Source organism: Gammaproteobacteria bacterium (genome assembly GCA_016705365.1).
GTDB lineage: Bacteria > Pseudomonadota > Gammaproteobacteria > Pseudomonadales > UBA5518 > UBA5518.
This window is the reverse complement of record JADIYI010000009.1, coordinates 540,485-560,910: the sequence shown is the minus strand read 5'-3', so window position 1 is coordinate 560,910 and position 20,426 is coordinate 540,485. Positions and strand designations below refer to the sequence as shown.

19 protein-coding genes are annotated in these 20,426 nt (G+C 64.4%); 10 read left to right on the top strand and 9 right to left on the bottom strand.

The features are described from left to right. Nucleotides 1-23 precede the first annotated feature (23 nt). Entirely contained in the window at nucleotides 24-1,145 is a 1,122-nt protein-coding gene (locus IPF49_20600) for a phosphotransferase family protein (GenBank protein MBK6289993.1), read from the bottom strand. A 36-nt stretch (nucleotides 1,146-1,181) separates the two neighbouring features. After that, the gene (locus IPF49_20595) at nucleotides 1,182-2,321 is read right to left on the bottom strand and encodes a hypothetical protein (GenBank protein MBK6289992.1); all 1,140 of its coding nucleotides are present in this window, start codon (nucleotides 2,319-2,321) and stop codon (nucleotides 1,182-1,184) included. A gap of 286 nt (nucleotides 2,322-2,607) precedes the next feature. Here IPF49_20595 and IPF49_20590 point away from each other — a divergent pair, with 286 nt between their 5' ends. Then, nucleotides 2,608-3,174, top strand: a complete 567-nt coding sequence (locus IPF49_20590) for a dCTP deaminase (GenBank protein ID MBK6289991.1) — start codon at nucleotides 2,608-2,610, stop codon at nucleotides 3,172-3,174. Nucleotides 3,175-3,230: 56 nt separating this feature from the next. On the opposite strand, the gene IPF49_20585 is transcribed toward IPF49_20590, so the two are convergent. From IPF49_20585 to purM, 5 genes are all read right to left on the bottom strand, one after another. Further along, nucleotides 3,231-3,578 carry a hypothetical protein gene (locus IPF49_20585; GenBank protein MBK6289990.1) on the bottom strand — a complete coding sequence of 116 codons (348 nt, stop codon included), beginning with the start codon at nucleotides 3,576-3,578 and terminating at the stop codon, nucleotides 3,231-3,233. Next, on the bottom strand, nucleotides 3,575-3,898 hold the full coding sequence (locus IPF49_20580) for a hypothetical protein (protein MBK6289989.1): 324 nt from the start codon (nucleotides 3,896-3,898) through the stop codon (nucleotides 3,575-3,577). The genes IPF49_20585 and IPF49_20580 overlap by 4 nt, the downstream gene beginning before the upstream one ends. A gap of 200 nt (nucleotides 3,899-4,098) precedes the next feature. After that, nucleotides 4,099-4,662, bottom strand: a complete 564-nt coding sequence (locus IPF49_20575) for a TetR/AcrR family transcriptional regulator (GenBank protein MBK6289988.1) — start codon at nucleotides 4,660-4,662, stop codon at nucleotides 4,099-4,101. A 137-nt stretch (nucleotides 4,663-4,799) separates the two neighbouring features. Then, complete coding sequence (gene purN, locus IPF49_20570; GenBank protein ID MBK6289987.1) at nucleotides 4,800-5,504, bottom strand: phosphoribosylglycinamide formyltransferase; 705 nt, start codon at nucleotides 5,502-5,504, stop codon at nucleotides 4,800-4,802. Further along, nucleotides 5,458-6,507, bottom strand: coding sequence for a phosphoribosylformylglycinamidine cyclo-ligase (purM, locus tag IPF49_20565; GenBank protein ID MBK6289986.1), 1,050 nt, complete (start codon nucleotides 6,505-6,507; stop codon nucleotides 5,458-5,460). Before purM ends, purN begins: the two co-directional genes overlap by 47 nt. Before the next feature lie 145 nt (nucleotides 6,508-6,652). On the opposite strand from purM, the gene IPF49_20560 reads away from it, so the two are divergent. The 7 genes from IPF49_20560 to IPF49_20530 all read left to right on the top strand — a co-directional run bounded on the left by IPF49_20560 (nucleotide 6,653) and on the right by IPF49_20530 (nucleotide 14,882). Next, nucleotides 6,653-7,717 carry a DUF2066 domain-containing protein gene (locus IPF49_20560; protein ID MBK6289985.1) on the top strand — a complete coding sequence of 355 codons (1,065 nt, stop codon included), beginning with the start codon at nucleotides 6,653-6,655 and terminating at the stop codon, nucleotides 7,715-7,717. Between the two features lie 26 nt (nucleotides 7,718-7,743). Then, complete coding sequence (locus IPF49_20555) at nucleotides 7,744-8,850, top strand: AI-2E family transporter (protein MBK6289984.1); 1,107 nt, start codon at nucleotides 7,744-7,746, stop codon at nucleotides 8,848-8,850. Continuing rightward, nucleotides 8,847-9,554 (top strand): DnaA regulatory inactivator Hda, encoded by a 708-nt coding sequence (gene hda / locus IPF49_20550; GenBank protein MBK6289983.1) that lies wholly within the window; start codon nucleotides 8,847-8,849, stop codon nucleotides 9,552-9,554. The genes IPF49_20555 and hda overlap by 4 nt, the downstream gene beginning before the upstream one ends. Before the next feature lie 54 nt (nucleotides 9,555-9,608). Next, the gene (locus IPF49_20545) at nucleotides 9,609-10,013 is read left to right on the top strand and encodes a MerR family DNA-binding transcriptional regulator (GenBank protein MBK6289982.1); all 405 of its coding nucleotides are present in this window, start codon (nucleotides 9,609-9,611) and stop codon (nucleotides 10,011-10,013) included. After that, nucleotides 10,013-11,182, top strand: a complete 1,170-nt coding sequence (locus IPF49_20540) for an isovaleryl-CoA dehydrogenase (GenBank protein ID MBK6289981.1) — start codon at nucleotides 10,013-10,015, stop codon at nucleotides 11,180-11,182. The genes IPF49_20545 and IPF49_20540 overlap by 1 nt, the downstream gene beginning before the upstream one ends. Before the next feature lie 19 nt (nucleotides 11,183-11,201). Continuing rightward, nucleotides 11,202-12,809, top strand: a complete 1,608-nt coding sequence (locus tag IPF49_20535) for a methylcrotonoyl-CoA carboxylase (GenBank protein ID MBK6289980.1) — start codon at nucleotides 11,202-11,204, stop codon at nucleotides 12,807-12,809. A 63-nt stretch (nucleotides 12,810-12,872) separates the two neighbouring features. After that, nucleotides 12,873-14,882 (top strand): acetyl-CoA carboxylase biotin carboxylase subunit, encoded by a 2,010-nt coding sequence (locus IPF49_20530; protein MBK6289979.1) that lies wholly within the window; start codon nucleotides 12,873-12,875, stop codon nucleotides 14,880-14,882. Between the two features lie 77 nt (nucleotides 14,883-14,959). On the opposite strand, the gene IPF49_20525 is transcribed toward IPF49_20530, so the two are convergent. Next, nucleotides 14,960-16,066 carry an AI-2E family transporter gene (locus tag IPF49_20525; GenBank protein ID MBK6289978.1) on the bottom strand — a complete coding sequence of 369 codons (1,107 nt, stop codon included), beginning with the start codon at nucleotides 16,064-16,066 and terminating at the stop codon, nucleotides 14,960-14,962. 26 nt (nucleotides 16,067-16,092) lie between these two features. Continuing rightward, on the bottom strand, nucleotides 16,093-16,680 hold the full coding sequence (gene smrA, locus IPF49_20520) for a DNA endonuclease SmrA (GenBank protein MBK6289977.1): 588 nt from the start codon (nucleotides 16,678-16,680) through the stop codon (nucleotides 16,093-16,095). Nucleotides 16,681-16,848: 168 nt separating this feature from the next. Here smrA and IPF49_20515 point away from each other — a divergent pair, with 168 nt between their 5' ends. Together IPF49_20515 and IPF49_20510 are read left to right on the top strand one after the other, a co-directional pair. Then, a complete protein-coding gene (locus tag IPF49_20515) occupies nucleotides 16,849-18,483 on the top strand; it encodes a long-chain-fatty-acid--CoA ligase (protein MBK6289976.1) in 1,635 nt (544 codons plus the stop codon). 154 nt (nucleotides 18,484-18,637) lie between these two features. Continuing rightward, on the top strand, nucleotides 18,638-20,422 hold the full coding sequence (locus IPF49_20510; GenBank protein MBK6289975.1) for an acyl-CoA dehydrogenase: 1,785 nt from the start codon (nucleotides 18,638-18,640) through the stop codon (nucleotides 20,420-20,422). The last annotated feature ends 4 nt before the right edge of the window (nucleotides 20,423-20,426 follow it).

Sequence of the window (20,426 nt, the reverse complement as noted above, 5' to 3'; positions counted from 1 at the left end):
TTGATCCGTACGCATCCACTGCATCAGGATGCCACGCCGGCCGCTTGCAGCCACGCGTAGGGAATGTCGAGCAGGTCGGCAAGCACCTGCGTTGCCGGGTTGTTGATGGGCATGTTCATCGACGCCGGCACCAGGCCCGCATCGGTGCTGCGCTGGCAGGTGCGGATCATTACGGTCGTGAACCGGGCGGCGGCGAACACCTCGTGGTAGAACGGGTTGCCCACGGTGCGACCCGCATGCCGTTCGTACAGGGCAATCTGCTCTTCCCGCGTGGGTTCGCCTTCCAGGCGTGGCTGGCCACTGCTCTCGTGCGCGAAGCGATCGAACATCAGCCACCAGCCCAGATCGAGCTCGGCCGGACCCAGTGCAGCCGCCTCCCAGTCGTTCACGGCGACACAGTCGAAGTCGCGGAAGATCATGTTCCCGATGCGCGCATCGCCCCAACTCGGCACGATCGTGCCGTCCGCCCCGGACTCCCGTGCCAGCCACGCGAATGCGTGCGCCAGGATCGGGTGTGTGCGCTCGCCGAGTAGCTCGCTCGCGTAACGCGCGTAGATCTCGAGCTGGCGGCCAAGACCGGGACGCGCGTCCCCGGCGAGCCAGTCGAGCCCTGCACGGGTGGAATCGATGGCGTGCAGGCGGGCGAGTGCGGCCAGCCCGCTGTCGATCATCCGCAGACGTTGTGCGGCATTGGCTGCGACGAAGAATCCTTCCTTCGTGTAGATCGGATTGTCCTTCGGTACGTCGCCGGCCACGAAACCCATCACGTAGAAGGGGCCACCCAGGAACGTATCGCTGTTCTCGTAGGCGACGAGAGGCGCGACCGGGACGCCATTGGCGCCCGCGATGGCCTGCATCACCCGGTACTGCAGTGCCACCGAGGTCAGCGCCTGGGCGCATTGCACGGGATACACCGGAGGCGTTCGTGGCTCGATGCGGGCCACGTAGCGTCCCTCGTGCAATGCCGCGCCTTCACACCATCGTGCGCGGAAGAAGACGGTTTCGTTGGAGTATCCCGACGAACTCGGCCTGCTGATCTCGTCCACACGAATCCCGGTCGCGCGGGGATTGTGTTCCGCGAACCACGCGGCGAGAGGGCCGCCGTGATCAGTGCATGCGAGGGCAGGATCGCGGTTCGCAGCCATGGTCGATCGCCCCTTCGTGCCGAACGGTGGCGGCGCCTATTTGTCCAGACCGAGCCACTTTACCGGGCCGCTCGCAACGAATACCTGATGTCCGGCACTGCGCGGCGCCAGCTTGCCGTCCACGGTGATGGCGCACGGCGCCTCGCGGTGCCCGGGAATACGCAGCTCGCCGTTCGGACGCACAACCCGCTCGGGATGGGTGATGTCGTATATATCGTGCTCGACCACGTACTCGCCGCGATGGAAACCCAGTCCCTTGTCGTCGTTCCATCCCCAGTCGTAGCCGGTGCCATCCATGGACCAGTAACCTATGACCGGTTCCGCCACGAGTTCGACCGTGGATCCGTCGTATCCGCGCAGCCGCGTGCGCAGTCGCTTGTAGATACGCGTGCCCGGATGCAGTTCCACCTCGACTTCGGCGTCTGCGACGATGAAGCGGCGCCCCGTCTGCGGCCACACGATTTCACCGTCCGTGAAGATGCGGGTCCTGTCGCCCAGGAACTGCAGTTGCACATAGCCCCCGCACTCGCCGTCATTGAAGGTGAGCCAGTAATACACGTATCCCGCGGCGGCGAGCTGCGCTTCCGTGCCGGGTCCGGTCGCCGGCTCGTAGCCGCCGACCTGCGAGCGTACGCCCCAGGAGTGATCGCGTCCGGCCCACCAGTCGTCGACGTCGAAAACCTGATCCCCGAGTTGCACCACGCCCGTGCCGCGACCTGCCTGCGTGTAGCGGTGATAGTCCTGGAATACGCGGCCGTTGACGCGATTGAAGTGGTGCTTCTCCTCGCTCGGCGGCAGGAACGCCGTCCACTCGAGATCGAAGCTGAGCGGAAGTTCTCCCGCCTCGCAGCCGAGGCGAATGCGCTGGAACGGCTCCTCGATCCGAACCCGGAGAGGACCGACCCTCGTCTCGTCCAGGTCCGGGCGCAGCGCCCGCGACAGGCGAAAATTGTGTTGCTCGATCCCACCGTCCGCACGCGGCAGCTGAATGGCACAAAACCCGTCCATCACGTTCGTGTTCATGTACTGTGCCATGCCACAGACCAGCGCCATGCGACCCCGGGGGTCGTAGACGCCGAACCAATAGCGATCGAAGAAGCGGTGATCGCTCGTGCCCGCGTGGTCGAATGTGGTGGCAATCTGGTGGCGCAGCGTCTCGTCAAGGGCAGTCAGCACGGTCGCTTCTCCTTATTTTCTGTTCGACGTGAGCAAAGCCCATACACCGCCGCGGCACCCATGCCCGCTTCGCCGACGGACTCCAGCAGCAGAATACCCGTCCCGTACAAAAGAAGTCACTACGCTGCGTATGACAGGATCGTCACCTCCCGGTAATGCCCTGCCGCCGGCAGGATGCACCCCGACCCTACCTGCGGTCTGGCACCTGCGGGCTGGCACTGTTGCCGGCACCGGCTTGCGGCTACCATGTCGCCCCGGATTCCCGCGCCTGGAGTAACAGCGTTTCATGTCGATCAAACCGGACAGATGGATTCGCCGCATGGCGACCGAACAGGGGATGATCAGCCCCTTCGAACCCGACCAGGTGCGCAGCACCGCCGCGGGCAAGGTGATCTCCTACGGCACCTCGAGCTATGGCTACGATGTGCGTTGCTCGGACGATTTCAAGATTTTCACCAACGTGCATTCGGCGACCGTCGATCCGAAGAATTTCGACCCCAAGAGTTTTGTCGATATCAAGGCCGATTACTGCATCATCCCGCCCAACTCCTTTGTGCTGGCGCGCACCGTGGAATACTTCCGTATTCCGCGCAGCGTGCTGACGATCTGTCTCGGCAAGTCGACCTATGCGCGGTGCGGTATCATCGTGAACGTCACCCCGCTCGAACCCGAGTGGGAAGGGCATGTCACGCTGGAGTTCTCGAATACCACCAACCTGCCGGCGAAAATCTACGCCAACGAGGGTGTGGCGCAGATGCTGTTTTTTGAAAGCGACGAGGTCTGCGAAACCTCGTATCGCGATCGCGGCGGCAAATACCAGGGCCAGACCGGCGTCACGCTGCCCAGGGCCTGAGGGCGCTGTCGGCGGCGCACGAAACGCCACCGACGGGCTTCCATCTACAGCAACCATCACTTGGTCACGACCTGTTGCGGCGTCGGTTGCAGCGGCAGGCGCGGCATCGTCTGCAGCGCGCTCACCACGCCGTTGCTCTCGACGGTACAATAAATACGCGGGCGCATGGCGCTCGGGTTCGCGCCGATCCGGGCATCGAGCGTGATCATCCTGCGCTCATTGCTCAGCCGGAATGTACCCGCCCCGAGCAGCTCGAGATCGCCATTGTCAATCGCCAGGCCGTGTTCGGCACGTGCCATGCAGGCCTCGAGTTCCGCTGCCGCGGGTGGCGCCGCGAAGCTGTTCAGGCTGGCCGCGAACAAGCCGGCAGCCACGACGGCGCGCAAGCTGAATTGACTGTTCATGATGACTTCTCCTGTACGGTTGGGGTTGGAATTGCGTTCGGTTGCGGATTGGCCGGGGGCCTGCGCCACCTGGCGTCCTCACGCGCAATGGCGGTGTCGCCCGGCGCGGCAAGCTGCAGTGGCAGGTTTGCCAGCCGGTCTGCCAGTTTTGCCTCGAGCAGCCGCTCGATCGGCACCTGCCATCGGGGAGGGGTTGCGGGCTCCGCCGCGTGGATCTGTGCCGCCAGTCCGGCCGCCATCAGGGCGGCCGCGAGCAGCAGCGCCGAGTTGCGGCGTGCGCGCGTAAGTGAGTGTGTGCGCGTATGGATTGTGGCGTTCATGGTCCTCTCCAGTAGTTGCGGATGCGCCGGCGGCGTATCCGCGTATCCCCGGCAGCGACCGCTACCGGCGGTTTGGTGTTGGGAATGCCTGCGGCGCCGCGGCGCGAGTGGCATTGCATTCCCGTGAATAAGCGAGTCAACCAACTCAATTTTTACAAAAAATATGTTAGTCATCTGACTTAAATTCTGCGAAAAAAATATCATAAGACCTCGACCATCCGCTTCAGGCGTGCCAGTTCGCCGCGCATGATCTCGGGGTCGTGCATCGCGAGTGACAGGATGCTCGAGCCCTGGACCGTGGAGACCAGTTGAATGGCCAGTTCATGGGCATCGCGGCGCCCCATCTCCTCGAATTGTCGCTGCACCCAGTTGACGATTTTCAGCAGCAACAGGTTCGCATCCTCGCGCAACGCCGTGTCGCGCTTGCCGAACTCGATGCACAGCGAGCCCATCGGACAGCCGCTGTCCGCGATCGAGCCGCAATTGCAGGCCATGCTGTCGAGCATGCTGACGATGCGCTCACGCGGGGCCGGCAGCTTTTCCGCCTGGCGGGCGATGGTTCCGAGATACGCCGAGTGTTCAGCGATCACGGCCGCCGCGATATCCTCCTTGGTCTTGAAGTAGTAGTAGACATTGCCCACCGGCACGCCCGATTCGCGTGCGATTTCCGCCAGGCTGGTCTCGCCGAAGCCCTTGTGATGGAACAGCACCCGTGCGGCATCGACGAGTCGTTCGCGTTTGTCAACTGACCTGGTGGCGCTCATGTTGCTGCCCGGAGTTAGTCATGGCGCTTACTATCCGCTGCTGAACATATTTAGTCAAGCAACTAACTTAGTTCTTTTTTTCATAACGTCAGGCGAAAAATTTCGATCACGGGAATTTGGAGCGGAAGTGGGGGAGATCAGTCCGGAAAGGGCAAACCCGTTGCCGGTAGCGCTTCGCCATCGAGCAGGGCGCGCCCGTCGACCAGACGCAAGCGACCTTCGGCAAACAGGCGCACCGCGTGGGGATAGATCCGGTGTTCCTGTCCGAGTACACGGGCGGCGAGCGTCTCGGGCGTATCGCCCGTGTGCACCGGCACCCGCGCCTGCACGATTGCCGGGCCGACATCGAGTTCCTCGCCAACGAAATGCACCGTGGCGCCGTGTTCGCTGTCGCCAGCTTCCAGTGCGCGTTGATGGGTGTGCAGCCCGGGATAAAGAGGCAGCAGCGAGGGATGGATGTTGATCAGCCGCCCGGCGTAATGGCGCACGAAGTCCGCGCTGAGGATGCGCATGAAACCGGCCAGCACCACGAGCCCGGGTTCGTGGCGGTCGATCTCGCGCAGCAATGCCGCATCGAAGCTGGCGCGATCGGGGAAGGACTTGTGATCCAGGATCGCGGTAGCGATGCCGGCGCGGCGCGCGCGTTCCAGTCCGCCGGCGTCGGGACGGTTGCTGATCACCGCGGCAATCGAGGCCGGAAACTCCCCGGTTTCGCAGCTATCGATCAATGCCTGAAGATTGCTGCCACCACCCGAGATCAGCACCACGAGGCGGCAGCGCCGTGCCTCGTGCGGTTCAGCAGCCAAGCAGGCGCACCCGCTCGCTGCCCGTCGGGGCCGCATCGATATGGCCAAGCCGCCAGGCGTTCTCGCCTGCCGTGCGCAACAGCGCGAGTGCTGCGGCGGATTGTTCGGCTGCCACGCAGATCACCATGCCCACACCGCAGTTGAAAGTACGGTACATTTCCATCCGCTCTACGTTTCCCGCCCGCGCCAGCCAGCGGAATAACTCCGGTTCCACCCAGCTGGCGGTATCGATAACCGCCTGGCAGCCGTCGGGGATCACCCGCGGAATATTCTCCAGCAGGCCGCCTCCGGTGATATGCGCCATCGCTTTCACTTCGCAGGCTTCGATCAGCTTCAGCAGCGACCTGACGTAGATGCGGGTAGGTGCGAGCAGGGCCTCGCCAAGCGGGCGCCCGTCGAAGTCGCTGTCGAGATCCGCGCCGCTGCGTTCGAGAATCCTGCGGATGAGCGAGTAGCCGTTCGAATGCGCGCCACTCGAGCCCAGACCGATCAGCACATCGCCGGCGCGCACCTGGCTGCCGTTGATGATGCGACTCTTTTCCACCACCCCGACACAGAAGCCGGCGAGATCGTAATCCTCGCCGTGGTACATGCCGGGCATCTCGGCGGTCTCGCCGCCGACCAGTGCACACCCGGCCTGCGCACAACCCTCGCCGATACCCTGCACCACGCGGGTTGCGATAGCGACATCGAGACGGCCGGTGGCGTAGTAATCGAGAAAGAACAGCGGCTCGGCGCCGCTCACCACCAGGTCATTGACGCACATCGCCACCAGGTCGATGCCGATGGTGTCGTGCCTGCCGAGCTGCATCGCCAGCCGCAGCTTGGTGCCGACGCCATCGGTTCCGGACACCAGTACCGGCTCGTGGTATTTTTTGGGAATCTCGCACAGTGCACCAAAACCGCCCAGCCCACCGAGCACTTCCGGGCGCGCGGTGCGTCGCGCCACGCTCTTGATGTTTGCGACCAGCGCGTCGCCCGCATCGATATCGACCCCCGCATCCTTGTAGGAGAGGGGCTTGTTGCTGGTATCGGGCATGCGTTTTTCGCCTTTTTCGCCTGTCGCTGGGGCGGGCGATTCTAGCAGCAGCCGATCCGGGCCAGCAAACCGCCCGGGCGTGCTTTGTGGAGGCTGGCGCCACCTTGCTAGAATGCGCCGCTCACCTTCATCACCGGCCCAGTGCATGAGTAGCCAGATCGCCCTTCGCGGCATCCTTGCGATGCTGCTCGTCCAGTTTGCGCTGGTTGCCTTTGCCGAGCCGGTGAGCGGCTTGTACGAGGCGGAAGTGGCAGTTGCGGACCAGGAGCCAGCAACGCGCAATGCGGCCGCACGAACCGGATTCGCAATGGTGCTGGTCAAGGTCTCGGGTTCGGCCCAGGTATTGCAGAATCCGGTGGTCAGCGCCGCGCTGGCCGACGGGCCATCGCTGCTGCAGCAATTCTATTTCCGGCGCTCGGACCTTCCACCACGCGACAATGCCACCGCTCCCGAACTGTTGCTGCACATGAGTTATGCGCCGGCCGCCGTGCTGGAAATCCTGCGTCGGGCCGGTGAGCCGCAACTCTCGCCCAATCGTCCGGGTACGCTGTTGTGGCTCGCGCTCGATGAGGGCGCAGGGCCGCGAATTGTGAGCCCGGAAACCGATGGCACGGTTGCCGGATGGTTGCGCATGGATGGCGCGCGTCGTGGCATTCCGCTGCTGTTCCCCGCGCTCGACCTGGAAGACAGCCTGGCGGTCAGCGTCGAGCAGGTTGCGGCGCTCGATGCCTCGGTGCTGGTGCCCGCATCGCAGCGTTACGGCGCCGACGCCATCGTGATCGGGCACCTGGTGCGCGCGATCGATGGGCAGTGGCAAGGCGAGTGGCAGCAGCAGATAGATGGCGAGACGGTCTTCGGACAGGCCACTGCGGCTTCGGTCGATGCGCTCGGTGCGCAGCTGGTGGACGCGCTCGCCGAGACGCTGGCGCAGCGTTACGCCGTGCGTCCCGATCCCGAGCATGCCGGGCAGTTGCGCATCCGCATCGACGGAGTCGGGAGCTTCGCGGGCTACTGGCAGTTGTCCGGCATGCTCAGGGAGCTGGCGTCGGTACGCCGCTTTCAACTGGCGCTGGTCGATCGCGACACCCTGTTTTTCGACCTGAGCAGCGATGCATCGATCGAAAGCATCGAAAAAGAGCTGTCGCTGTTGCGCAGTCTGCACCAGGAGGGCGCTGCGGGAGAGCTCCGTTACCGGTGGGTCGGCGAGTGAGCGAGGAGGACAAGCCGAGCACACGGATGATGCAACGTCTCGCCGGGCTCGGACTGTTGCTGGTTGCCGGGCTGCTGCTGCATCTGCTGGCACCGATCCTGATGCCATTCCTGGTCGCGACGGCGCTGGCCTATCTATGGGATCCGGCCGTCGATCGCCTGGAGCGCCTCGGAATGGGGCGCGGATTGTGCGTCAGTCTCGTGTTTTTTCTGATGAGCTTGCTGCTGATCCTCCTGGTGCTGGTGCTGGTTCCGCTGCTCGGTCGCCAGATGCACGTGGTGGCCGCCAAGGTTCCGCTGGCGATCGACTGGTTCAAGCTCAGCCTGCTGCCTTGGCTCGAGGGACAGTTCAATGTCGGTGCCGGCGATATTCCGCTGGAGAAAATCAAGCAGGCCCTGATGGCCAACTGGCAGAGCGCCGGGGGCGTGGCGCAGGGGCTGCTGGTATCCGCGACCTCGTCCTCGCTGGTACTGCTCGGCTGGATCGCGAACCTGGTGCTGATCCCGGTGGTGACCTTTTACCTGCTGCGTGACTGGGACGTGATGCTCGCCAATGTGCGCGGCACCCTGCCGCGTGCGTGGGAACCGACCGTCGTGGCGCTGGCGTGCGAATGCGACGAGGTGGTGAGCGCGTTTCTGCGCGGTCAGCTGCTGGTGATGCTGGCGCTCGGCGTATGTTACACCGTCGGTTTGATGCTGGTCGGACTCGATCTGGCGCTGTTGATCGGCATGCTTGCGGGGCTCGCGGCGATCGTGCCTTATCTCGGGCTGCTGCTCGGAATCAGTGCGGCATCGGTGGCGGCATTGCTGCAGTTCGGTGACTGGCTGCCGCTGCTGTGGGTGGCGCTGGTGTTCACGCTGGCGCAGCTGCTGGAGGGCATGTACCTGACGCCGAAGCTGGTGGGAGACCGGATCGGGCTGCATCCGGTAGTGGTGATCTTCGCGGTGATGGCGGGCGGACAACTGTTCGGTTTCACCGGCGTGCTGCTCGCATTGCCGGTCTCGGCGGTGATCATGGTGCTGTTGCGTCATGCACACGATCGCTACCGGTCCAGCAGCCTCTATGGCCCGGCGGCGGCGGAGCCCGTGGCTGAGGAATCGGCGCCCGGTGTGCCCGCCGGCGGCGGCGACTGATGCCCGGCCAGCTGGTGCTTCCGGTGCGGCTCGCGGACGAGGCTTCATTCGACAATTTCCTGGTTTGCGATTCCAACCGGCTGTGCGTGGAGCGTCTGCGCGCCCTGCTCGAGCGGTCGCACTGGACCTTGCTGCTGCATGGCGCAAGCGACAGTGGTCGCAGTCACCTGCTCACGGCCAGTTGTCAGTATCTCGAGCGTCAGGGTGCGGGCACGGCCTATTTTCCCTTGGCGGAGCTGCGCGATTGTCCGCCCGCGGAACTGTTTGCGGGCCTGGAGACGCGCGCGCTGGTATGCCTCGATGATATCGACGCGGTGATCGGCATGCCCGACTGGGAAGAGGCGCTGTTTCATCTGTACAACCGGATCGTCGAGAACGCGACGGGACTGTTGCTTGCGGCACGCAAACCGCCCGCGGATCTCGGTATCGTGCTGCCCGATCTGCGCTCGCGGCTGCAGGCCGCGCTGGTTCTCGGGCTGGCGGGTCTCGATGACGACGAAAAGCTCCTGGCCCTGCAGTTGCGGGCGCGCGATCGCGGCATGACGCTGGAGCCCGAGGTGGCGCGATTCATCCTGCTGCGCAACGCCCGCGGCATGAGCAGTTTGATCGAAACGCTGGACCGGCTTGATTCGGCCACCCTCGAAGCCGGAAGGCGGATCAGCATTCCCTTCGTGAAGAGTGTTCTCGGTCGAGACAAAAGTTGACGTTAACGTAAACGGCATATAGGCTTTCGCTCCAGCTGTTCGAGGGCATCGATCATGCGGAGTTATTCGATCGGCGAGTTGGCCCGTGAATTCGCGGTCACCGCGCGCACCATCCGTCATTACGAGGAAATAGGCTTGCTCGCGCCGCAGCGACGCGGCCAGACACGCGTCTATTCTCCCGCCGACCGGGTGCGTCTCAAGCTGATCCTGCGTGGCAAGCGTCTTGGCTTCTCGCTGGAGGAGAGCCGCGACATCATCTCCATGTACGATCCCGCCCACGACAACCGGCAACAGTTGCGCCGGCTGCTCGAGCGGGTGCGCGAGCAACGCAGGATTCTCGAGGAACGGCTGCGCGAGATGCGTACCATGTTCGATGAACTGAGCGAGGTCGAGGCGGGTTGTCTCGAGGCGCTCGGCGAACCCGCCACGAAAGAAACGGTCCGCAACAGGAGCAAGTGATGAGCAATGGTTATCCCTCCCTGAATTTCGAGCTTGGCAGCGATATCGACATGTTGCGCGAGACGGTGCATGCGTTTGCCCGTGACGAGCTGGCGCCGCGCGCGGCCCGGATCGATCGCGACAACGAATTCCCGGCCGATATGTGGCGCAAGTTCGGTGAACTCGGCCTGCTCGGCATCACGGTTGCCGAGGAGTATGGCGGCAGCGGTCTCGGTTATCTCGCGCATGCGATCGCGATGGAGGAAATCAGCCGTGCCTCGGCCTCGGTCGGCCTTTCATATGGAGCGCATTCCAATCTCTGCGTGAACCAGATTCACCGCAACGGCAACAGCACACAGAAGCAGAAATACCTGCCGAAACTGGTGAGCGGCGAGCACGTGGGCGCGCTGGCGATGAGCGAGCCCAACGCCGGCTCGGATGTGGTCAGCATGCGCCTGCGTGCCGAGCGGCGCGGCGATCGCTACGTGTTGAACGGCAACAAGATGTGGATCACCAACGGGCCGGATGCCAACGTCTACGTGATTTACGCCAAAACCGAGCCCGAAGCCGGTTCGCGCGGCATCACGGCCTTCATCGTCGAGCGTGATTTCGCGGGGTTCGCGCGTGGCCAGAAACTCGACAAGCTCGGCATGCGCGGCTCGAATACCTGCGAGCTGGTGTTCGTCGATTGCGAGGTGCCGGCGGAAAACGTGCTCGGCAGCGAGAACCGCGGCGCCGCGGTGCTGATGTCGGGCCTGGATTACGAGCGCGTGGTGCTCTCCGGTGGACCGGTCGGGATCATGCAGGCCTGCCTCGACGTCGTGATCCCCTATATGCACGAGCGCAAGCAGTTCGGGCAGTCGATAGGCGAATTCCAGCTGATCCAGGGCAAGGTGGCCGATATGTACACCACGCTGAATGCCGGGCGCAGCTATCTGTACGCGGTGGCCCGCGCCTGCGACCGCAATGAAACCGCGCGCAAGGATGCGGCGGCGGTCATTCTCTACACCGCCGAATCCGCCACCCGGTTGGCACTCGATGCGATCCAGATTCTCGGTGGCAACGGTTATATCAACGACTACCCCACGGGCAGGCTGCTGCGCGATGCCAAGCTCTACGAGATCGGCGCGGGCACCTCCGAGATCCGCCGCATGCTGATCGGACGCGAACTGTTCAACGAAACCCGCTGAGGCGGCAACGGAAACTGTCATGAACGTGATCCAGACTGCCATCAATGTCCGCGGCGCCGAATTCGCGGAGAATCGCGCCGCGATGCAGGCCCAGGTCGATGATCTGCGGACGCATCTCGAGACCGCGCGTCTCGGGGGCGGTGAACGCGCCCGCGAATTGCACCTCGGACGGGGCAAGCTGTTGCCGCGCGAGCGCATCGATGCGCTGCTCGACCCGGGTTCGCCGTTCCTGGAACTGTCCGCGCTCGCGGCTCTCGGTGTCTACGACGACGATGTGCCGGCCGCCGGGATCATCACCGGGATCGGGCGGGTCAGCGGCCAGGAATGCATGATCGTCGCCAATGATGCGACCGTGAAGGGCGGCAGCTATTACCCGCTCACCGTGAAGAAGCACCTGCGGGCGCAGGCCATCGCCGCGCAGAACGCCCTGCCGTGCATCTACCTGGTGGATTCGGGTGGGGCCAACCTGCCGCGCCAGGACGAGGTGTTTCCCGACCGCGAGCATTTCGGGCGTATTTTTTTCAACCAGGCGAATCTGTCGGCACGCAACATTGCGCAGATCGCGGTGGTGATGGGTTCGTGCACGGCCGGTGGAGCCTATGTGCCGGCCATGGCCGACGAGGCGATCATCGTGCGCGAGCAGGGCACGATCTTTCTCGGTGGCCCGCCGCTGGTGCGCGCCGCCACCGGCGAGATCGTCAGCGCAGAGGATCTCGGTGGTGCCGATGTGCACTGCCGCACCTCGGGTGTGGCGGACCATTACGCGCGCAACGATCACCATGCGCTGGAGCTTGCGCGGCGCGCGGTCGCTCGCCTGAACCGGGTGAAATCACCGGGGTTGGATGTGATCGCCGCCGAAGAGCCGCTGTACGAGCCCGCCGATATTTATGGAGTGATCCCGCGCGATACCCGCAAGCCCTACGATGTGCGCGAGGTGATCGCTCGCCTCGTCGATGGCTCGGTGTTCGACGAGTTCAAGTCGCTCTATGGCGCAACGCTGGTGTGTGGCTTCGCGCGGCTGTGGGGTTATCCGGTCGGAGTGCTCGCCAACAACGGCATCCTGTTCAGCGAATCGGCGCAGAAGGGCGCGCATTTCATCGAGTTGTGCGCGCAGCGCGGCATTCCGCTGGTGTTCCTGCAGAACATCACCGGCTTCATGGTCGGGCGCCAGTACGAAGCCGGCGGCATTGCCAAGCACGGCGCCAAGATGGTCACCGCGGTGGCCTGTGCGGCGGTGCCGAAGTTCACGGTGTTGATCGGCGGTTCATTCGGCGCCGGAAATTACGGCATGTGCGGTCGCGCCTACGATCCGCGCTTCCTGTTCATGTGGCCCAATGCGCGGGTGTCGGTGATGGGTGGCGAGCAGGCGGCGGGCGTGCTGGCGCAGGTCAAGAGGGATCAGTTCGAGCGCCGTGGCGAGAACTGGAGCGCGCAGGAAGAGACCGAATTCAAGCAGCCGATCATCGAGCAGTACGAGCACCAGGGGCATCCGTATTATGCCTCGGCGCGGCTGTGGGACGATGGCGTGATCGATCCGGCGGATACGCGCACGGTGCTTGGCCTGGCGATTTCGGCGGCACTGAACGCACCGGTATCCGCAACGCGTTTTGGGGTATTTCGCATGTAAACCGATCCGCGAGTCGGGTTCGGCCGGAACAGGCCGCTCGGGTTCAATGGGGGTGAGGGAACGATGTTCGAGAAGATCCTGATTGCCAATCGTGGCGAAATCGCCTGCCGGGTGATCCGCACCGCGCGCCGGCTCGGTATCGGCACGGTAGCGGTGTATTCGGACGCCGATCGTCATGCGCTGCACGTGATGATGGCCGACGAGGCCGTGCATATCGGCGCTGCCGCACCGCGTGAATCCTATCTGCGCGGCGAGCGTATCGTCGAGGTTGCCCTCGCCACCGGTGCCCGCGCGATACATCCCGGCTATGGCTTCCTGTCCGAGAATGCGGCTTTTGCCCGGCTGTGCGCGGATAACGGTCTGGTATTCATCGGCCCGCCGCCCGCGGCGATCGCCGCGATGGGCTCGAAGAGCGCGGCCAAGCGCATCATGGAAGCGGCAGCGGTGCCGTTGGTGCCCGGTTATCACGGCGAATCGCAGGACGATGCGCTGCTGCTGAACGAAGCCGGGCGCATCGGTTATCCGGTATTGCTGAAAGCCGCGGCCGGTGGCGGCGGCAAGGGAATGCGCCGGGTCGATCGCGCGGCGGAGTTTGCCGAAGCGCTGGCGGGGGCGCGTCGCGAATCCGACAAGGCATTCGGCGACAGTCATATGCTGGTCGAGAAATGCCTGATCCGTCCGCGTCATGTCGAGATACAGGTGTTCTGCGACAACCATGGCAACAGTGTTTACCTGTTCGAGCGCGACTGTTCCCTGCAGCGGCGGCACCAGAAAGTGGTCGAGGAAGCGCCGGCGCCGGGATTGAGCCCACAGGTACGCGCCGCGATGGGCCAGGCTGCGGTGCGTGCCGCCGAGGCGATCGCTTACCGCGGTGCCGGCACGGTCGAGTTCCTGCTTGCCGCCGAAGGCGAATTCTATTTCATGGAAATGAACACGCGGTTGCAGGTCGAGCATCCGGTCACCGAGCTCATCACCGGCCAGGATCTGGTGGAGTGGCAGTTGCGAGTTGCTGCCGGTGAGCCGTTGCCGCGCCAGCAGCACGAACTGGCGATACACGGGCATGCGCTGGAAGTGCGCCTGTATGCCGAGGATCCGCAAAACGATTTCCTGCCCGTGACGGGACGCCTCGCGTTCGTGCAGCCGCCGCTCGAAAGCGCGCATGTGCGCGTCGATACCGGCGTGGTGCAGGGTGACGAAGTGAGCATCCATTACGATCCGATGATTGCGAAACTGGTGGTCTGGGACGAGACGCGGGCGCGTGCCGTGCTGCGCTTGCGGCGGGCGTTGACCGAGTATCGGGTCGGCGGGCTGACCACCAATATCGCGTTCCTGCACAACCTGGTCAGCGTTCCCGAATTTGCCGACGCACAGGTTCATACCGGGTTCATCGAGGAGCATCGGGAGCAGATTTTCCACCGCTCCGCGGCTGGTGCGGCAGTGCAGCTGCCGCTTGCGGTGCTGTATCTGCTGCTGCGCCGCGAGCAGCAGACGGCGGAGCGCGCGCGCCAGAGCACGGATCCGTTCTCGCCCTGGCACCTGGCGAACGGGTGGCGCTCGGGCGAGCGGCGCTTGCATCGGCTGCGCATCGCGCTCGCTGGCGCAACGCGGCAGGTGGAGATCGAGGAGCTCGGTGAGGGGCCGGCTCGGCGCTTCGTGCTGCAGCTGCCCGAGCGGCGGGTGATGCTCGGTGGCCAGTTGCGGGGCACGGAGCTGGAGGCGAATATCGATGGTCATCGCAGCCGCGTGACGGTGGTCGCGCACGATGCGGTGTTCAGCCTGTTCGACGCCGCGGGTGTGACCGAATTCGCGCTGCAATCGGCGGATTTCGGTGTCGAGCTCGACAATGCCGGGGCCAATGCCTTTGTTGCGCCGATGAACGGCTCGGTAGTGAGCGTACTGGTGGAGCCGGATCAGCGGGTGGCCAAAGGTGATGCGCTACTGATCATGGAAGCGATGAAAATGGAGCATTCGATACGCGCCCCGACTGCCGGTCGGGTGACGGAACTGTTCTACGCCGCCGGCGACCTGGTCGATGGCGGTGCGCCGCTGCTGGCGTTCGAGCCAGAGGGCTGAGCTCCAGGCGTTCTGCCGCGCGGAACTCCTGACCCGGGCTACCCGGCTTGCGGCGCTGCGCAGCCCATCGTTGCGGATCATGCCGCGGGTTCAGCCTCGGAGCTGGTTGCAGGCTGGAGCGGACTGCCTTCGGCGATCCACGCCCGCCACAACTCGAAACCGAGCACCAGCAATACCGCGCCCACGAACAGCCCGATGATGCCCTGGGAAATGAACCCGCCGATCGCACCGATGAAAATCACCGCGATCGGGATGTCGAGACCGCGTCCCATCAACAGTGGCTTCAGGACATTGTCGAGCGAGAGCAGCAACACGGTCCATACCAGGAACACCATCGCCGGCAGCGTATCGAGCGTGGCAAATACCCAGAACGTCGCGGGGATCATGATCAGGCCGACACCGATCTGGATTACGGCGAGCACCAGCGCGGCAGCTGTCCATACGCCGGCGGCCGGCACTCCTGCGGCAAACAGCGCGACTCCTGCCAGCAATGACTGGATCAGCGCCACGCCGAGAATGCCGCGCGTGACCCCGCGCACCGTGGCCCCGGCGAGTTCGACCAGCATGGGGCCGCGGGTGCCGGCGAGGCGCCGCGCAATGGCGCGCGCGGTGGCCCCCCCGGCGGTGGACCTGGCCAGCAACACGCCACTGATCAGCACCGCGAACACGAATTGCAGCAAGGCCATGCCAAAATGCGCGGCGGATCCGAGCAGCCAGCCGGCCACCGGTTTCATCTGTGGTCCGATCTGCGCCAGCGCCCCCTGGAGATTCTGCGAGGCGAGCAGCCAGAACGCGTGAAAGCGCGCTCCCACCACTGGCCAGTCGGAGACCTTTTCCGGTGGTGGTGGAACCTTCAGCGTGCCCGCCTGGAATGCCCCGAGCAGGCGCTGCATATCTTCGGCCAGCGATCCCCCGAGCAACACGCTGGGCACGATCAGCACTGCCAGCAGCGCAATCACCAGGAGGCTGGCTGCCAGCCTGCGCCGTCCGCCGAGACGATTGCTCAGCAGCAGGAAGGGGCCGTGCAGGGCAATCGCGATGATGCATCCCCAGGCGATCGGCAGCAGGAATGGCGCGACGATCACGAGGCAACCCGCAAACAGCAGCGCCAGCGTGCCGATACGGATCGCCACGTCGGTGGCCCGGTTGAGGTAGCGCTGCTGATCCTGATCTGCTCCGTTCATGGCTTTCTCCGGTGGTTACGCAGTTCTCAGCGGCTGCGCTTGCTGTGTTTTTCGAAATTTTCCTGCCGCGCCCGATCGCTCTTGCGCAACAGCACGCAGGTTGCCCCTGTTCCACCCATATGGCGTGGGGCCGAATGGAATGCCAGCACCTCCTCGAGCTGCGGCAGCCACAGCGCCACGCAGCTTTTGAGCAGCGCGGCGGGGCGGCGTTCGGCACCGCGACCGTGACTGATCAGGCAGGCGCGGATATCGTGCGCGATGCAATCGCGTACCAGCCGGAACACCGCGCTGCGCGCCTGTTCCACACCGAGTCCATGCAGGTCGAGCCGGGTATCGAAGTGGTACTCGCCGAGCCGCAGGCGACGGAACACCCCGTGCTGCACGCCCGGGCGGACAAAGCTCAGTTCGGCGTGCGGCTCCACCAGTGGGATATGCGTGGTGGACAGATAATTGCGCTCCTTGCCATCCGGGAGTTCCGCGGCGCGGCGCCGTTCCAGCGTGCCCGGCGTGATCTCCGGCGCCCGTTTCAGCAACAGGCTGATTTCTCCCTTCAGCGGTTCGACCGCACCCACGAGTTCGTGAAACGGCGTTTTCCCGGCCGGTTTGTCGCTCATGTGTAGCACCTCGAACCCGCACCCGGTCATGGGCGGCGCGGAGCGCAAGTATACCTGCAATGACGGCGCTGATCGGGGCGGACGTGCTGAATTTCGCGGCACTTGCGGATAAACTGAAAAACCGGCGCCATAACACCCGATGAAGACCCGCCACCCGGAGACAAAGCGATGCTCGGCCTGATGATGAACAGACAATTGACCATAACGACGATCATGGAGCACGCCCGCAAGTTCCATGGCGATGCCGAAGTGGTCTCGGTCACTGCCGACCAGCCGCTGTACCGTTATACCTATCGAGAGTGTTTTGCGCGCGCTGCCAAGCTGGCCAATGCCCTGACGCGCCTGGGCGCGAAGCCCGGCGATCGCCTTGGCACCCTGGCCTGGAACGATTATCGCCATCTCGAAGTCTATTTCGGCAGTGCCTGCATGGGGCTGGTGTGCCACACCGTCAATCCGCGGCTGTTTGCCGAGCAGATCGAGTACATCGTGCAGCATGCCGGGAACCGCTGGCTGTTTGTCGATCCGGCCTTTGTGCCGGTGCTGGTGCCGATCCAGGACCGGCTGCCCTCGGTCGAGGCGTTCGTGATCCTCGGTCCCGCCGCTGCCGCCGAGAACACGGGGCTGCGCGATGCGCTGTCCTATGAAAGCCTGATCGCAGGGGAGCCGGAGAGTTTTTCCTGGCCGGACCTGGACGAGAACAGCGCCTGTTCGCTGTGCTACACCTCGGGCACCACCGGTAACCCGAAAGGCGTGCTGTACAGCCACCGCGCGCTGGTGCTGCACACCTATGCCACGGCGATGCCCGATGTGATGGGCCTGTCGCAGCGTGAAGTGGTGATGCCGGTGGTGCCGATGTTTCACGTCCATGCCTGGAGCATTCCCTACGGGGCGGCGGTGGTCGGTGCCAAGCTGGTATTCCCGGGCCCGCGCATGGGTGACGGTGAGACCCTGCAGTGCCTGATCGAGAGCGAGAACGTCACGATGTCGGCCGGGGTGCCGACGGTGTGGCTGGCATTGCTCGCTTATCTGAACAGGAGCGGCAAGAAAATACCGTCGCTGAACCGCGTGGTCGTGGGAGGGTCGGCGTGCCCGCAGGCGATCATGGAGGAGTTCGAGAGCAAGCACGGTGTCTACACGCACCATGCCTGGGGCATGACCGAGATGAGCCCGCTCGGCACTTTCAACAGCCCTACGCGCGACATGGCGGAACTGAGCCACGCCGAACAATGGAAATTGCGCACCAAGGTCGGTCGCCCGGTGTTCGGCGTGGACGTGAAGATCGTCGATGCCGAAGGCAGGGAATTGCCCTGGGACGGGGTCGCGTTCGGTGCGCTGAAGGTGCGCGGTCCTTGGGTCTGTTCGGAGTATTTCCGCATTGGCAGGGGCGAGGCGCATGCCGAGGACGGCTGGTTCGAGACCGGTGACGTGGCCACGATCGACGCCCACGGATTTATCGCGATCACGGATCGCACCAAGGACGTGATCAAGTCGGGTGGCGAGTGGATCAGCTCGATCGAGCTCGAGAACACCGCGATCGCGCATCCGCTGGTCGCCGAGGCGGCGGTGATCGGCGCCTATCATCCGCGCTGGTCCGAGCGCCCATTGCTCTGCGTGGTGCGTGAAGCCGGCGCCGCGATCAGTCGCGAGGAGATGCTGGCCTGGTTCGATGGCAAGGTCGCGAAGTGGTGGATTCCCGAGGACGTGGCTTTTGTCGATGAATTGCCGCATACCGCGACCGGCAAGATCAGCAAGAAGGATCTGCGCGACCAGTTCAGGGAATACCGGTTTCCCGAGGCGGATTGAGATTCACGCGCCGCGCATATGCATGCGCGGCCAAGGGCTTGGAGTGAGTCGCACGACATCGATCGCGGTGCGCGGCACAAGGAATCCGATGATGGTCAGTCGGCGTCCGGCCCCAGCGCAATGGAGCATCAGGATTTTTCAGTGAGGAACGCAAATGAGTGAATACAAGGCACCGGTAACGGATATCGCATTCGTGCTCGAGGAGCATGTGGGGATGGCGGAGATCGCGGCACTGCCGGGTCTGGAGGAGGCTACACCGGACCTGGTGCGGGCGATCCTGGAAGGCGCCGCGCAACTCACGGAGGCTGCGATCGCTCCGCTCAACCGCAGCGGCGACCAGCAGGGCTCGCGGGTCGAGAATCGCGCGGTAGTACAGGCCGAGGGTTTCAAGGAAGCCTATTGGCAATATGTCGATGGCGGCTGGAACAGCCTGCCGTTTGCGAGCGAATACGGCGGGCAGGGATTGCCCCTGGTGCTTGCCACCGCGGTGCAGGAGATGATCCAGTCGGCGAACCTCTCGTTCAGCCTGTGCCCGCTGCTGACCCAGGGGGCCATCGATGCGATCGTGATGCACGGCAGTGACGCACTCAAATCGGTGTACCTGCCCAACATGATCTCCGGTGCGTGGACCGGCAGCATGAACCTGACCGAACCGCAGGCCGGCTCGGACCTTGCGGTGGTGCGTGCACGGGCCGAGCGTGACGGCGATCGCTACCGGATTTTCGGCAACAAGATCTTCATTACCTGGGGCGATCATGCGATGACGGAAAACGTCATCCACCTGGTGCTGGCGCGTCTGCCGGACGCCCCGCCCGGGGTAAAGGGCATTTCGCTGTTCCTGGTGCCGAAGTATCTGGTGAATACCGATGGCAGCATCGGCGAGCGTAACGATGCGTATCCGGTGTCGGTCGAGCACAAGCTCGGCATCCACGCCAGTCCGACCTGCGTGATGGGCTTTGGCGACAACGGCGGTGCGCTCGGCTACCTGATCGGCGAAGAGAACAAGGGTCTTGCCTGCATGTTCACGATGATGAATCACGCCCGACTTTCGGTTGGCTTGCAGGGCGTCGCGGTGTCCGAGCGCGCGCTGCAGCATGCGGTAGCCTATGCGCGGGAGCGGGTACAGGGCTCGACGCCGAGCAGCCCGGAGCGGGTCTCGATCATCCACCACCCCGACGTGCGCCGCATGCTGCTGACCATGAAGGCGCTGACCGAGGCCGGGCGTGCGCTGGCCTATGTCGCGATGAGCAGCCAGGACCATATTCATCACTCGCGCGACGAGGGCGCGAGGAAGGCGCACGACCAGCGCGTTGCCCTGCTGACGCCGATCGTGAAGGGCTGGTGTACCGAGGTCGCGATGGAGATTACCTCGACCGGTGTGCAGGTGCACGGTGGCATGGGTTTCATCGAGGAAACCGGCGCCGCGCAGTATCTGCGCGATGCCCGCATCCTGCCGATCTACGAGGGTACCAACGGTATCCAGGCGCTCGACCTGGTGGGACGCAAATTCCTGCGTGACGGCGGGGCGGCGATGGCTGGCCTGCTGAGCGAAATACGCGGCGTTGCCGCAACGCTGGATGGCTCCGAATACGCCGATATCGGCATGGCGCTGGCACGCGGCGTCGATGCGCTGGAGCAGGCTGGCGAGTGGCTGAAGAGCAATCTCGACGGGGCCGGCGAGAACGCGGGCGCCGCGGCCTACAATTTCCTGATGCTGGCAGGTACCGTGACCGGTGGCTGGCAACTGGCGGTGGCAGCGGCAGCTGCCTTGCGGCGGCTGGCTGCAGGCGGCGGCAACTGTGATTTTCTGCGCGCCAAGCTGATCACCGCGCGCTTCTACGCCGAACAGATACTGCCGCGCGCGCAGACCCATCGCGATGCGGTGATGGCGGGCAGCCGCACGATGATGGCGCTCGACGAGGCGCATTTCGGCTTGTAGCCGG

Excerpts from the sequence above, each read along its gene's own strand:
- purM (MBK6289986.1), bottom strand. The coding sequence starts at position 6,507 with ATGCCCGATACCAGCAACAAGCCCCTCTCCTACAAGGATGCGGGGGTC.
- IPF49_20535 (MBK6289980.1), top strand. The coding sequence starts at position 11,202 with ATGAACGTGATCCAGACTGCCATCAATGTCCGCGGCGCCGAATTCGCG.
- IPF49_20575 (MBK6289988.1), bottom strand. The coding sequence starts at position 4,662 with ATGAGCGCCACCAGGTCAGTTGACAAACGCGAACGACTCGTCGATGCC.
- IPF49_20560 (MBK6289985.1), top strand. The coding sequence starts at position 6,653 with ATGAGTAGCCAGATCGCCCTTCGCGGCATCCTTGCGATGCTGCTCGTC.
- IPF49_20515 (MBK6289976.1), top strand. The coding sequence starts at position 16,849 with ATGCTCGGCCTGATGATGAACAGACAATTGACCATAACGACGATCATG.
- IPF49_20585 (MBK6289990.1), bottom strand. The coding sequence starts at position 3,578 with ATGAACAGTCAATTCAGCTTGCGCGCCGTCGTGGCTGCCGGCTTGTTC.
- IPF49_20510 (MBK6289975.1), top strand. The coding sequence starts at position 18,638 with ATGAGTGAATACAAGGCACCGGTAACGGATATCGCATTCGTGCTCGAG.
- IPF49_20530 (MBK6289979.1), top strand. The coding sequence starts at position 12,873 with ATGTTCGAGAAGATCCTGATTGCCAATCGTGGCGAAATCGCCTGCCGG.
- IPF49_20540 (MBK6289981.1), top strand. The coding sequence starts at position 10,013 with ATGAGCAATGGTTATCCCTCCCTGAATTTCGAGCTTGGCAGCGATATC.
- IPF49_20555 (MBK6289984.1), top strand. The coding sequence starts at position 7,744 with ATGATGCAACGTCTCGCCGGGCTCGGACTGTTGCTGGTTGCCGGGCTG.
- IPF49_20600 (MBK6289993.1), bottom strand. The coding sequence starts at position 1,145 with ATGGCTGCGAACCGCGATCCTGCCCTCGCATGCACTGATCACGGCGGC.
- IPF49_20580 (MBK6289989.1), bottom strand. The coding sequence starts at position 3,898 with ATGAACGCCACAATCCATACGCGCACACACTCACTTACGCGCGCACGC.
- IPF49_20590 (MBK6289991.1), top strand. The coding sequence starts at position 2,608 with ATGTCGATCAAACCGGACAGATGGATTCGCCGCATGGCGACCGAACAG.
- purN (MBK6289987.1), bottom strand. The coding sequence starts at position 5,504 with ATGCGGCCCCGACGGGCAGCGAGCGGGTGCGCCTGCTTGGCTGCTGAA.
- smrA (MBK6289977.1), bottom strand. The coding sequence starts at position 16,680 with ATGAGCGACAAACCGGCCGGGAAAACGCCGTTTCACGAACTCGTGGGT.
- IPF49_20525 (MBK6289978.1), bottom strand. The coding sequence starts at position 16,066 with ATGAACGGAGCAGATCAGGATCAGCAGCGCTACCTCAACCGGGCCACC.
- IPF49_20545 (MBK6289982.1), top strand. The coding sequence starts at position 9,609 with ATGCGGAGTTATTCGATCGGCGAGTTGGCCCGTGAATTCGCGGTCACC.